This window comes from Aliikangiella coralliicola (assembly GCF_007004725.1).
GTDB lineage: Bacteria > Pseudomonadota > Gammaproteobacteria > Enterobacterales > Kangiellaceae > Aliikangiella > Aliikangiella coralliicola.
Map to the genome: position 1 here is coordinate 116171 of NZ_ML660167.1, position 14114 is coordinate 130284.

General features: G+C 41.5%; 10 protein-coding genes. 1 reads left to right on the plus strand and 9 read right to left on the minus strand.

What is annotated here, in order from left to right:
* Window positions 1–14 precede the first annotated feature (14 nt).
* From tssH to tssA, 9 genes are all read right to left on the minus strand, one after another.
* On the minus strand, window positions 15–2705 hold the full coding sequence (gene tssH, locus FLL46_RS18220; RefSeq protein WP_142932780.1) for a type VI secretion system ATPase TssH: 2691 nt from the start codon (window positions 2703–2705) through the stop codon (window positions 15–17).
* Window positions 2706–2761: 56 nt separating this feature from the next.
* On the minus strand, window positions 2762–3154 hold the full coding sequence (locus tag FLL46_RS18225; RefSeq protein ID WP_142932781.1) for a hypothetical protein: 393 nt from the start codon (window positions 3152–3154) through the stop codon (window positions 2762–2764).
* Window positions 3155–3193: 39 nt separating this feature from the next.
* Window positions 3194–4357, minus strand: coding sequence for a type VI secretion system baseplate subunit TssG (gene tssG / locus FLL46_RS18230; protein WP_142932782.1), 1164 nt, complete (start codon window positions 4355–4357; stop codon window positions 3194–3196).
* Window positions 4321–6156 carry a type VI secretion system baseplate subunit TssF gene (gene tssF, locus FLL46_RS18235; protein WP_142932783.1) on the minus strand — a complete coding sequence of 612 codons (1836 nt, stop codon included), beginning with the start codon at window positions 6154–6156 and terminating at the stop codon, window positions 4321–4323. The genes tssG and tssF overlap by 37 nt, the downstream gene beginning before the upstream one ends.
* A complete protein-coding gene (gene tssE, locus FLL46_RS18240; protein ID WP_142932784.1) occupies window positions 6146–6646 on the minus strand; it encodes a type VI secretion system baseplate subunit TssE in 501 nt (166 codons plus the stop codon). Before tssE ends, tssF begins: the two co-directional genes overlap by 11 nt.
* Window positions 6647–6666: 20 nt before the next feature.
* Window positions 6667–8178 carry a type VI secretion system contractile sheath large subunit gene (gene tssC / locus FLL46_RS18245; RefSeq protein WP_210418747.1) on the minus strand — a complete coding sequence of 504 codons (1512 nt, stop codon included), beginning with the start codon at window positions 8176–8178 and terminating at the stop codon, window positions 6667–6669.
* A 187-nt stretch (window positions 8179–8365) separates the two neighbouring features.
* Window positions 8366–9856, minus strand: coding sequence for a type VI secretion system contractile sheath large subunit (gene tssC / locus FLL46_RS18250; protein WP_142932785.1), 1491 nt, complete (start codon window positions 9854–9856; stop codon window positions 8366–8368).
* Complete coding sequence (tssB, locus tag FLL46_RS18255) at window positions 9856–10371, minus strand: type VI secretion system contractile sheath small subunit (RefSeq protein WP_142932786.1); 516 nt, start codon at window positions 10369–10371, stop codon at window positions 9856–9858. Before tssB ends, tssC (FLL46_RS18250) begins: the two co-directional genes overlap by 1 nt.
* A gap of 174 nt (window positions 10372–10545) precedes the next feature.
* A complete protein-coding gene (tssA, locus tag FLL46_RS18260) occupies window positions 10546–11658 on the minus strand; it encodes a type VI secretion system protein TssA (RefSeq protein WP_142932787.1) in 1113 nt (370 codons plus the stop codon).
* A gap of 700 nt (window positions 11659–12358) precedes the next feature.
* Between tssA and tagH the strand changes: the two genes are divergently transcribed.
* Window positions 12359–14107, plus strand: a complete 1749-nt coding sequence (tagH, locus tag FLL46_RS18265; protein ID WP_142932788.1) for a type VI secretion system-associated FHA domain protein TagH — start codon at window positions 12359–12361, stop codon at window positions 14105–14107.
* Window positions 14108–14114: the final 7 nt, after the last annotated feature.

Sequence of the window (14114 nt, forward strand, 5' to 3'; positions counted from 1 at the left end):
TTGCGAACAATTGGTTAAGAAATCTCATAAGTAAACTGACTCTCGTCAGTAACATTGACGTGTATTTTTGATATTTCCTGATTATCAGAAAGTCGACTCAAACACTCAGTCGCCATTTCCGGTAACAAAGTTCGTGTCAAAATATTTTCAATGTTTCTGGCCCCAGTATCAACTTCCTGGCTGCGTGCAACAATATGAAGCATAACATCTTCGTCATAGCTGAACTCCGCGTTGTAATGACCTTTAACCCGTTTGGCGATTCTGTTCATATTAATCTTACAGATTTTAAGCAACTCTTCATCACCTAGTGGGTAGTAGGGGATCACTGTCGTTCTACCCAGAAAAGCGGGCTTGAAATAGTTGAGTAGTTGCGGTCTGAAGTTATCCAACAGTACTTCGGGATCAAGTGGTGTTTCACTTTGCGCGCACATCGCTCGAATATGTTCTTCCCCGGCATTTGATGTCATGATAATGATAGTATTTCTAAAATCAATGTCTCGACCTTCACCATCTTTAATTGTTCCTTTATCAAAGAGATTATAAAAAACGTCTTGAACACCTGGATGGGCTTTTTCCATTTCATCTAACAAAATAATACTGTGGGGTTTTCTACGGGCCGCTTCAGTTAGAACACCGCCTTCACCATAACCGACATAACCGGGAGGTGATCCTAACAGCATTGAAACTTTGTGTTCTTCTTTAAACTCCGACATATTGATAGTCGTAATATTCTGCTCACCACCATAGAGTACTTCGGCGAGAGAAATTGCAGTCTCGGTTTTTCCGACACCACTAGGGCCCACCATGAAAAATACGCCGACAGGTTTTCTTGGATCTGTTAATCCTGCTCGGGCTGTGCGAATATTTTCAGCGATGGCAGTTAGCGCATGAGGTTGTCCAATAACTCTTTCTTCAAGCTTATCTTTCAAGTTGAGAATCGAATTGATTTCGTCCGAAACCATTTTTCCGACAGGAATTCCTGTCCAGTTAGCGACGACCTCCGCGATTGCCTGGCTATCGACATTCACTTGAATCATTGGTGTTTCACCTTGTAGTTCAGTAATTGCTTCCATCAGTTTGTGTAACTCGTCTTTAACTGATTGTCGCTCTGAATCGCTCAAAAGCTTTGGAGCATTGTCTTTTTTCAAGGCTTCTTCGGACAATGACTGTGCGTTGAAATCCGCTTCAATTTGTTTTTGCAACTGATGGATTTGAGCAACGAGATCCTGTTCTTTTTCCCACTGTTCCTGTTGAGTCGCAAGATGTTCCTCTAATGTTTTTTGCTCTTCTTTTAACTCGTCGATTCTTGTTTCATGATTGCCGAGAGTCGCGTTCTCACGTTCAAGTGAAGTGATCGTTTTTTGGCACTGCATGATCCTTCGCCGAGTATTCTCAACGTCTGCAGGTGTTGAACTCTGGCTCAATGAAACTCGCGCGCATGCAGTGTCGAGTAAACTAACTGACTTGTCGGGTAGTTGTCGTGAAGTGATATAACGACTGGATAAGCGAACTGAGTCAACAATCGCTTCATCCATAATTCTGACGCCGTGGTGAGCTTGTAACATTTCAGAGATTGCGCGCATCATGTTGATGGCTTTCTCTTCGTTAGGTTCTTCGATTTTTACCACCTGGAACCGCCGAGTGAGTGCTGGGTCTCGCTCGAAATATTTTTTATATTCCGCCCAGGTCGTTGCAGCAATGGTTCTTAGTTCGCCTCTGGCTAATGCAGGTTTTAATAAATTGGCTGCATCGCCTTGACCTTCCTTTCCACCTGCACCGATGAGGGTGTGGGCCTCGTCAATAAACATAATAATTGGTTGTGGTGACGCTTTCACTTCAGCAATAACAGATTTAAGTCGGTTTTCAAATTCACCTTTGACGCTTGCACCTGCTTGCAATAGGCCCAAATCTAAAGTTCGAACGCAAACGTCCTTTAATGGCTCGGGAACATCCCCGGAAGCAATACGTAAAGCAAAGCCTTCAACTACTGCTGTTTTACCAACACCAGCTTCGCCAGTGAGGATAGGGTTATTTTGTCGACGTCGAATCAGTATGTCGATAATTTGTCGAACTTCGTCGTCTCTACCTAAAATGGTATCGATTTTTCCCTGTTTCGCATCTTCGGTCAGGTTGATGGTAAATTTATCGAGTGACGGTGTCTTGCTGGGCGCACCCGAAGCCGATTGTTGATTGATTGTTGAAGTATCTCCAATGGCAGTCGTCACTGATTCTCCAGTTGTCCCTACAATTGCGCGCACAACTTCTCGCAGTGATTCCGGGGTAATTTTCTTTAGCTCTCGTGATGATGCTTCAGTTGAACGACGAAGGTTCTCGTCTAGCATGAGTGCAGCGAGAATATGCGCAGAAGTTGCCTGTGCATGCTCATATTCAACAGAGGCTAACATCCAGGCGTTTTTGGTAATATCGACAATTGTGGGGGAGAGCGCAGGCGCCCGAGTGTTGCCGCCTTTTATGCGGTCAAGTTCCTGGTTTAAATCCTGGTTCAATTTGCCTAAGTCGATTTCAAACTTTTTCAGGATCGCCAGCAAGTCACTATCGGGGATTTCAAGTAACTTGAGTAACCAGTGCTCAATTTCCACGTTAAAATGAGTACGGGCCAGACACAAACCGGCAGCGCCTTCGAGTGCATTTCGCGATGCTTCGTTCAGTCTTCCAACTAATGATTTTAAGTCAATTGTTATCATAATTATTCCTTACTGGTTTTGCCCTTAATAGGCCCTTACTCTCATTGACGAAGGTTTTAACATATCCCTCGCACTTTGTCGCAGCATTTTATTCCGCATATTTTAACAAATCGATCATTATCACTATAAAATTCACCAACACCGCCGGCTCGTATCACCCAATGATATTTTTCCCCATATAAATAGGCGGTACCACTAGAAAAACAGGGAAGCACTTTATATTTATCGCCAGGGTCTTTTTCATGGGTGAGCGCAGCATTATGATAAAACATTTCAACTTTTTCAGCTGACATAAGAAACCCTTTACAGATTTCTGCCATCTCCGGACGATTGGGATAATGCTTCCCTTCATTTAATATCTCTATGTAAGATATTGGTATAGTTTTATCAATACTCGAACATGCGACAATAATAAAAGCGCTAATCAAGAAATAAAAGGTTTTATTCACTCGAATTACCCTGTTAAGTTTACTTTCGTTAGTCTTATTTTAATTAACCTTATTCCGGTTTGGTTCGCTTTGGTCTGGTTTACTTAGATCAAGCTGTCTTGAGGAAACCGGAATATCAATCGTGTCATCTGAATCAGAAAACCGGCCGGCTTTGCTCGGCAGCCACGTGGTCCAGCCAACAATTGGCGGTTGAGTAGCCGATAGTTGCGCACGTTCTGGAATATCTTTTTTCTTGATACGCATCACGAAACTATAATCATGTTCAAATCCCAGGTAGAGACGAACGATTTCATCGAGCGCCTTTAGTACCTTAGAGCCAGGAGAAAACTTGCCGAGTTGTGATTTATTGAGTGGCCCGAGAACGATATTGATTTTGCCCTGGGCAAACCAGCCATTTTTACCTAACATCACTGATTTTCCCAGACAGTTATTCTGTCCCGGCTGACCGCCATGAGGCAGCCGAGTACGAACGTCAGTGATCAATTCCTGCCACTGGCCGACAAACTCTTTGATTTCCACTGGAATGCAGAAGTGATTTTCCAGAATCTGTTTTAGGCCTGAGGCGGTCGGTATTTTACTGGTGAACAAACCAGCATAATAAATCAGCGACTCATCTTGAGTGTATAAGCGATTGTTAATATGCCGAGTGCCGAAGCCTATCAGCGAGAGCAGCGCCTGAGTGTAATTATCTTTTATTTGATGAGCGCCGTTTTTCTGCTCTGTATTAAGTCGTTTTCTTTCGTACTCGATCGGAAGGTTATATTTAAACGACGATTGGAAAAATAACGATGTGGTTCGATGATTAAATAAATCAAAAAAATGGCTCATCGACTTATCTTTAAGTTTTAATCTTTTGAGCGATGTTTCTGTATAGTGATAAGGCAGAATTCCGCCAGCCCCGGTCAGACCGATAAAATTAACTTCCATTCTCCATTGATTAGCGGTCGAGTTTTTATTTGCCTGTTTCACTGAAGCGATTTCAGACGAAGGAAATGACAAAGACTCTTTGTTACTAAACCGCACGAATTCAGAAGTGGGTGGAACAAAGCGAGCAACAGGCTTACTTGATGATTTGCTTTCAGCCGGCAAATAGGCATTACTACGTTCTAAGACACGAACGGCCTGCTTAAAAGAAAAATCATACGGTTGTTCCGCTAATTTCTCTGTTACAGAAGTATTTTTTCGCCGGCTCTTGGAGGACATTTCTTTAAATAACCTTCTTTACTTTTAACTTTAACCAGAAATCTGGTGAACGAGTTTATTGAACAATAGAGTGCGAAAAAATGTTCGAGTACGCTAGAAAACAGGTAGACACTGCTGCCACTTAAGAGCGCGTCATCTAATGTTACTTCTATTTCTACACCGCGGCACATAGTTGTGTGTCCATCGATATTCAAAGGTGCGCTAATTGGTCTGGCATTGACCGACATGATAGAGTCTATTAACGCGCGAGTAACGGCTGAGTCTTTAAAATCATATAAGCGAAGTATTTCTTTCAATGCCATACCGGCATCATCACCGCCGGTTAGCGATAGGAAGTTAAGACTTAAGTGAGATATCAAACGCCATCTAGCATGATTTTGAAGTGGCGCTCTGACCACCGCAGTCGGTTGAATTAAACAACGAATTTTAGTGCAGGGCGGTGCGCTATCAACACATTGCAGTTGTGGTTGATCAGCTGTGTATTTCAGTTTTTGCGGCAAATCGCGATTACTACAAATGGTCTCTATCGTTAAAGTTCTGTCGTCGGGCAAGTTTGGATTGAAATCTAAATCCACCAACGAAAGGTACATATCGGTACCGTCATCGCGGTCAAATATGCCGAGTTTGGCATTACGCCTGGAAGCAAACCAGAAAGCGTGGGCATCGGTATGCTGCTGTTCATGATTCAATCCATAAAACGGCGTGTACTCTTCATCTTCGCCAGATGAAGACGTGGCAACCACTTTATCAACCGAATAAACTTCATAGCCGACGGGACGCCTGGAGTCCGGCGTTATTTTATATTCATGATGAGTATGTTCTAGTTTTATTGGGTCGGCAGTGTGAGCAAAAAGATTAATAATCGGCGAGCAGCCTAGCGCGAATGTTTCTTCAGAAATGTTGTGTTCTAACTCGACGTCCGACACGTTCAGGTAAATATAAAGTTCTAATTTATCACCTGCGCTTTCGGAAATTTTTTCCGCTAAGCCGACTATGTCGATAAACATAAATTTCTCAGGAAATACAAAATACTCCGTTAACAACCGGTAGCCAACAAATGAAGAAGCGGGATAAATTAGCAGCCCTTCATCAATGCCGAACCCGACCGGCTGAATTGCTTTTGCGCCAAGTGTTATTGGAGAGGTATCATCTTCTGCCTGGGCCATAACAATATTATTACAGTTATTTAACAGCATTTGATAAAGCGGGTTGACATGCTGAGGTTGCCCTTTCAGATAGAAACGTAATTTCTCTGGTTTTAGCTCTGCGAATGTAAGCTCTTCTGAGAAAGTCGAAAGAGAAAGTTTTAGGACGCTTTCGGCCCCGCGCATGGTGGACGAACCCGGGGTAGAAAATGGACGTCCAATCAAATCGGCAGACTCCACTTTAATCGGTAGAAGCTCGGTGTCGTAAACCGTCGAAAATCGACAGTTTTCCCCTTGAAATTGCTCGGTCTCCAATAGCGTGTTTTTAGGCACAATATACTGAGAATCTAATTGCTCGGTATCGGCTTCAAATTGAATAATGGACATTGATGGAATAGGGCGCTGATAGTGCGGATACAAAATACTAATAAGCGCGTCACTTAACTCAGGAAAGTCGTCGTCAAGCTTGTGTTGTATTCTCGCGTTTAAAAACGCGAAACTCTCAATTAAGCGCGATACGTGAGGGTCTTCAATGGTGTCATCATTGATGCCGAGGCGTCCCGCGATCTTAGGGTGCTCTTTGGCAAACTCAGCGCCTAACTGACGTATAAACACTAATTCTTTTTCGTAGTAGGGAAGCAGTTCATCTGCCATGGCTTATTTCCTTGACGCTTACAGAACTTGTTGCGGATTCCAGAATTGAATCGTATATGACAACTTCAGGTAGTGGATCTGCGTAAATTGTTGCATCAATCCTGAATCGCAGGGTGCGGTCAATACTATCAGAATTATCGAGAAAGAAAACTTTCACTGATTTAAATCTTGGTTCAAATATTTTCAGTGTTTGTTCGAGTTTTCGCGCAAATTCGTTGCGCTTATCCAGGTCGACAATGTTAACTGTGGCTAGGTCGGGCAAACCATAATTAAACAGCGAACGGTCAATTTCGGGATAATCATCGGGTGGGTCTGACAGGTAAAAGCGAGAGTTAAGTAAATGCTCTAAATCTCGGCGTATACTACTGCGTAATTGTTTTAGCAATTGATGATGGCCTGGATCGCGTTCGCTTTGATTGTAGGGATCATCGTCAAATAATCGGTCAAGAACAGATGGTCTTAATTTTTTCTTTTTGTCGACACGAGCCATTAATTATTTTTCCCTGAAAATTATTTTCCAAATACTGCCAGTTCAGTCACCAATTCAAGTTCGGAAACCATTTGGTCGAGCTGGTAGTGAGGTTGTAAATGAATCACACATAGGAAAACACCTGGTTTTGCCGGGTGCTCTTTGACCTTCACCATGCCATCTTTGAGAGGATATCTTGCTTGCTCTTCCCAATCAAGATCCTCACGCCCGGTTGTGTATTTCATCAACCAGTCTTGTACATATCTTTCGCAACGGTCCGCGGTAATAAATGAACCCACTTTGTCTCTGATCATTAATTTAATGTAGTGGGCGATACGTGATCCGCATAATACATGTTGCAACATCGCTGACAATTTCGCGTTGGTTGTGGTAGCGACATCTCCACGCTCTTTGGCCCGATGAACAGATTGGTTACTGTAGAAGGTTGCGTAGGTTGAGAGATAACTTTGACAAAGAGGTATAAAACCCAGTTCGCTAATCTTTTTCTCGGCAGCATCGGTAACAATAACGTCTGTGACCGGTTTATAGGCGATGTTCTTTGAATCGGTTTGGTGTGAATCAACAGGAAGCTCTCTCACCAGGCCTCCCGATAGATAATTTCTAGGCACGCCACGTATGTGACCAAACCAGCCAACATTTGCGAACTCGCGAATTAATATGCCGCCAAATGCGTAACAGGCATTGCCCCACAAGTGATTTTTTCGCTGGTTGTTCGCTTTTTCGTAAAAATAAACTCCCTTGTAGCTGCCCGGTGTTGTTCTGTATGGGCGGCGCATTAACACTTTGGGCAATGTCAATCCTAGAAAACGCGTATCGGAAATTTTCCTTAATGAATGCCACTTAATATATTCTGTTTGCGAAAAGATATTTTCCAGATTAATGGGTTGCCCAAGTCCTGAAAAATCCTCCATTCCCAATAATTCACTTGAAGCTGAAGCGACAAAAGGGGAGAAAGAAGCAGCAGCAATTTGCGCAATACCTTGCAAGGTATACAAATCATCATAAGGGTGTTCTTTTGAAACTCTATGGCTTATTTCATAGTCTCCAATAATTGCGCCAAAAGGTTCGCCACCTGCTGTATCGTATTCGTCGCTGTATATTTTTTGGAACAATCGACTTTGATCAAATTCTAATGCTTTGCTGATATCTTTTGCGACTTCAGCCCAACTAACATTGAGCATTTTTATTTTAATATTCTGGCTACCTTCGGCTTGTTTAACTAATAGCCAAAGCCCTCGCCAGGAAGCTTCTAGTTTCTGTAATCTTGGATGGTGAATGATTGCGTTGAGCTGAGTATTGATTTGTTCGTCTAACTCTGCAATCAACGATAAAATAGCGCTTTTTACGGCTGAGGTTGACGAACGTTTAGTTTCCGGAATTAAAGTTTCAATGCAGTAACCTAATGCTTTATGGTCATCAGGTTCACTTAAAAATTGATCCAGGTTAGTAACAAAGGCGGGTTGGGTCAGTATGTCTTCAAAGTTGATGTTAATCTGGATTCGCTTATCGGGTGATTTTTCTATTGTTGACACAGATTTCGCCGTTAGCTTAAGTGGAGTTTTAATTTTATTAATTTCGAGTCTTGTTAATTTCGAATTGCGTTAAATTCAAATTGTGTTTAATTAACGCTACATTAAAAATACTACTTAAACATTAATATGAGTTAAGTAGTAAAATACTGCGCTCGTCCCTGAGCGTAATTGATATTTTCCAGTATTATTATCCCGCTTTCGGAATTTTTGCGACTAATCGAAGCGATGCAGTCAATTCTTCCATTTGTAACCATGGACGCATCCACGCAATCGCGCTGAATACTCCCGGTTGACCCGGAATTTCCTTAACTTCAACGTGCGCTTCCGCTAGTGGGTAACGGGCTTTCATTTCCGCGCTGGCGTCTGGGCTGTTATTGACATAATTTGAAATCCATTTATTCAGCCATTCTTCGGCATCAGAAGCTTCCATAAATGAACCAATTTTGTCGCGAGCCATGACTTTCAAAAAGTGCGCGATACGGCCTGTTGCCATAATATAAGGAAGACGAGCTGAAATTTCAGAATTGGCGGTTGCATCTGGGTCGTCAAACTTCTTTGGCTTCTGAGTGGTTTGAGCACCGAAAAATACAGCATAATCAGTGTTTTTGTAATGACAAAGAGGAAGAAAGCCGAGTTTACTCAGTTCAGCTTCACGGCGATCAGTAATACCAATTTCAGTTGGGCATTTCTGATCCATATCACCATCATCACTCATAAATACGTGACTTGGAAGTCCTTCGACTTTACCACCGCCTTCAGCGCCCCGAATACTGGTGCACCAGCCATACTCTGCGAATGAACGAGAGAGTGTTGCACCCATTGCATAAGCAGCATTCATCCAGCAATAGTTGTCGTGCTCGTTTTTAAGTTGACGACCGTCGCTGTCTACCGTGCCTTCCTCGAAATTGAACGCTTCGATTGGTTTGGTATCTTCACCATAAGGTAAACGCGCGAGAACTCGTGGCATAGTGAGAGTCACAAAACGAGAGTCCTCGCTGTCACGGAAGCTGCGCCATTTGATATATTCTGAAGAGTCAAAAATCTTTTCCAGATCTCGAGGTTTTGATAACTCTGAGAAGGATTCAAATCCAAACATTTTTGGCGCAGTTGCTGAAATAAATGGGCAGAATCCTGCTGCAGCAATATTAGATATGTTAGATAACAAATCAATGTCGTCTGGGTGGGCAGAAAACTCATAATCACCAATTAATGCAGCGTAAGGCTCACCACCTGCAGTCCCAAACTCATTTTCATAAATTTTCTTAAACGTCAGACTTTGATCAAATTCAACGGCTTTTTCTAAGTCCTTAGCCATTTCTTTTTTACTGATATTCATCACTCGAATTTTAAGCTCTGAACTGGTTTCAGAGTTCATTACCAAGTGATGCAAACCACGCCATGAACCTTCAAGCTTGTTGAATTTTTCATTTTGCATAATCGCTGAAAGTTGCTTTGACAAGGTTTCATCGATGGCGTTAATGGCTGCATTAATTGTTACAGTCAAACTTTTATCCCAAGAGACGGTTCCTTTCATCGCTTCCTGGGTTAAGGTTTTTAACAACTCTTCAGTTTCATCTCTAGGCGTTTGCTTGGTAGCGCCTATCGCCTGCTCCAGGAAACTTACTTCCGTTGCAGCTGCTTCTTCCTGGGAACTCGCTTGTTCTTCTTTGTTACTCATTATTTGTCACCTTCTTCTTTATCAATCCCTAACTCGCCAGATAGTGAGGCAATGGTTTCTGTGTTACTAAGAATTTCCTCAAGAAGATCTTCTAATTCTTCAGAACGGTCTGCCTTACTGAGTAGGTCACGTAATTTGTTTCGAGTTTCCATTAATTTTCTTAACGGCTCAACTTGATCGACAATTTTGTGAGGTTCGAAATCTTCCATATGCTTGAAGTCAAGATTAACTGACATTTCAGAGCCGTCACCTTCCATTGTGTTGTCAACTTTGAGGTCTAACTTTGGCGCGGTTTTCGCCATAATTTCATTGAAGTTATCACGGTCAATTTGTGAAAACTTTCGGTCCTTTAGTGCCTTTTTATTTTCCGTATTATCGCCGGAATAATCACCCATAACCCCCATAACAAATGGAATTTCTTTTTTGGAAACAGCACCGTTTGTTTCCACATCATAGGTTATGTGCACTCGTGGCTTCCTAACCCGCTTAAGTTTATTGTGAATGCTTTCAGCCATTGTAATTCCTCCGTAGATTTCCAATTTTAAATATTAATAATTTGTCTGTATCTTGTGCACTTCGCTCAATCAATGTTGTGTGAGTTGAGCTTGTATTAATTAGTTAATAATCATTTCTGGTGCTATTTCTGAGTTTATTAATTTTGAACCTGTTAATTCAAATCTTATCAATTCTTAATCGTCGTCTTTATGAACACCGGTAAGTGAACAGTAAGTTCCTAATGACGATGAGTCTGGAATTAGTTCACTCATGAGTTGGTCGAGCGGCATGTCACCCCATCTTACCGCTTTATCAATAATGTAGGATATCGGCGAATGAGGCTCAGTTCTGCGAAAAAACTCCGATATAGTTGTTAGTTGTTTAAACGCTTCTACACGAGAGTTGACTACTGAACCGACAACGATAGAAGAATCCGATGTTGGCGCTTGTTCATCATTTGATGATTCCTCTGCTGATGAATCGGCTGCTGGCTCTAATGGAAACTTGTGTTTTGCAATGTAATTGACCGCACCCAGCGACTCTTCTAATAGTTCAATGATTTTGCTAGTTGATGGTGCATCATGAGTGCCGCAATGTGAGGTCAGCAATTCGCTGATTTGGCGATATTCACTTAAACAGTCAGTAATGTCATCGCGGAGATCGACAAAGTATTCGCTCGAAGATTGTTCAACTGATTTTTCTATATCATCCATACTAAACCCAGCTTTGCTGGCTTGTGCGGCTCGATTATCTTCGTCAGTAATGCGTTTTATGTCGATAGCTTGCTTATATTGCCAGAGACTGAATGGACCAGGCGCGATGTCATCGGTTATATAAGCACTACGAATTGGGGCTAACAAAACACCTTCAGCACCTTCACCATTTAATCCGGATACTGGCGCAACTCGCGTTTCGATTCCATCTTCATCTTCAACCGGGTATAAATTGCTTTCCCAGTACTTTTCGATTAACTGTCTGATAAGGGTAAAGCCGTCTCTTAATCCTTGAAATCCCGCATTTCTGATCAGCGCTTCAGAGTACCAGCAGGCGACCTCAAGGTCCTTGGCAACCGACGAAAGAATCTGAGGGGCCAATGACATAATTTCTTTCCACTTCTCATTCGCTTCAGTATTGTCACCATCGAACATGCTATTTCTTTCGGCTGCTCTTGCCGAATTACGCGCATCTTTAATTTTAGAATAGAGGGAAGTGGGAGAGGGGTCATTACGTGGATCGTCGCCGACGATATTCTCTTCAGATATCGGTTCCACCAAACTGCTGATATCAACTATTTCCGGCGACGACATTTTGTTCTCCTAGAATCAATTTTGTAGCGATTATAATTTTAAGTTTTATCTTGGTACGAAATTATAATGGAGCTTAATATGATATTGTTTTTAGTACCAGCCCCATTTTATGCTTACTTTCTTATCAAAACGAACATTTATTAAACTGAGCGATTACCAAAGCAGGTAAAATATCAAACTTGGCTTATCCTACCTGACTTACTTCGCATCCTGCTAAATAGTGACCTCACTGAATGTCGCAAATGGCCACTAATTTTAACAAGCCACATACTATATGAAATTCAGCTAAAGTAGGAACCACTATTTGTTACTTAACAGAGTCTTTATGGTGGTTCTTTCTGTTCACCAACCAATAACCTGAATTACGTCACACTTTTGTAAAAGACAATACTAGTATAAATATCAATAAATTAGATTATATTATACATAAAGGAGGGTAAATTGTATAATCAAGGACTGATAAAGATTTGCTTACTTGCAGGCTCCCTGAAATCAAATTAAACGAATAAAATCAAGGAAGTGATGCTGGTAGTACAATAACAAATCTCAAAAGGCAACATGCTTAACTGGTCTCAAAAGAATCAAACTCAGTTTTGTTGCAAATTTGGGTTAAATCTTGTGATATTTGCTTAATTTAACAACAATCGATCATGAAGATCGTTGCCCCAATTAATAGGGCTGTTATCAGGAAATAAATAGTATGCCGATTGATATAAAGATAATAAATTCACCAGGAAATGTGAATGTTGGCAAGTCTTACCAGACCTTTTCTGAGGAAGGCGGTACAATAGGTCGCGGCCCAAGCAACTCTTGGGTTTTGGAAGATCCTGAAAAATATATGTCTTCCGTCCACACCCAAATTTCTTTCGAAGATGGTCGCTATTTCTTAACCGATTTAAGTACCAATGGTACTTTTATTAATGGTTCAATGGAGCCTATTGGTAAAGGCAATAAAATAGGTTTAAATGAGGGTGATCATTTCGTTATTAGTGATTATGAGTTTGTTGTTACTATTAATGAGATTAGCCAAAGTAGCGAACATTTGTTTGAGCAACCTTCCAGTCAAGCGACACAATTTGACCCTTTTGCAGGTACAACTAGCGGAACTCCTGAGAATAATAGTTCGGCAGATAATCATTTTATCTCGTCATCAGATGATCCTTTTGCATCACCGGTTAATGAACCATTTGCAGTAACAGACTCTCTCGCGAAATTTGATGAAGCTGAGACTGATCCGCTTGCCGTGTTAGACAAAGCCAGTTCCAATAATCAATCGGCATTTCAGAATAATGCGGCTTCAGATGCTGGTATTGTCGACAACTTTTCAGACGCGGCATTTGCTAATAGCCAGTCGGTTGATAGTGGACATTCTGAGTCTGGATTTGCTGACCAGGGAAACGTCGCAAGCGACTCAATTGACTGGCCTAAAGCAAATGTTGATTCCGGACTAATTCCAGATGACTGGGATAGTGATGACTTGTCTGAGTCTGATACGAGTGGAAATCAATATTTTTCACAAAGCCCCGTTAATCATCATCAAGAAAATCCCAGTAATATCTCTAATAGAAATAATGAAGCGGATCAATCAGGCAATTCTGCCACTGCAGTGCGCAACGAAAGCGAATATTTAGCACTCGAAAATAAGGCGCTTGTTCTCGAAAATAAAAACCTTGCTCTTGAAAATGAGAATCAAGCATTAATGTCGGAGGTTAAAAAGCTAAAGCGTTATATTAAAAAACATGCTGTGGGCGCTAAGCAAACCCCACAAACATCGGCTTCTGTAGTAGACAGCCCAAATATTGAGTCGTCAGTTGAAAAGACGGCGCGAAAAGCGACATTACAAGACCGGACATTGATTGAATCGATGGGATTGTCGAAATGGAATCTGGATGAGGAGAGAATGACTCAAACCAGCGAAACCGTTGGTTTGTTGGTTAGAGAGACCTTAAAAGGAATGATGCGTGTTCTGAAATTCAGGAAAAAAATTAAAGAAGAGTTTAGAATCAACGTCACAACAATTCAGCCGGTTGAAAATAACCCGTTGAAGTTTTCCGCCAATATTGATGATGCGATGGAAAACATGTTTATTAAAGAGAATAATGCGTATAAGAAGCCGGTGGAAGCTGTAATCGAGGGATTTCAGGGAATCGCGGAGCATCAGATTGCAGTATTGGCTGGAATGCAGGCTGCGTTTCAAGGGATGCTGGATAGACTTAATCCTGATACGCTTGAGAGCCGGTTTGAAAAGTATCAGAAGTCGAGTTTGATTAACCTTGGACAAAAGGGTAAAAACTGGGAGTCTTATAAAGAGTATCATAAAGGGTTAATTGATAATTTAGATGATTCTTTTCAACACTTGTTTGGTTATGATTTTGTTCAAGCATATGAAGATCAAATGCGACGTTTAGTCACAGAGAAGCTATCGAAGAAAAAAAACGGTAAGAAATAAAACTATT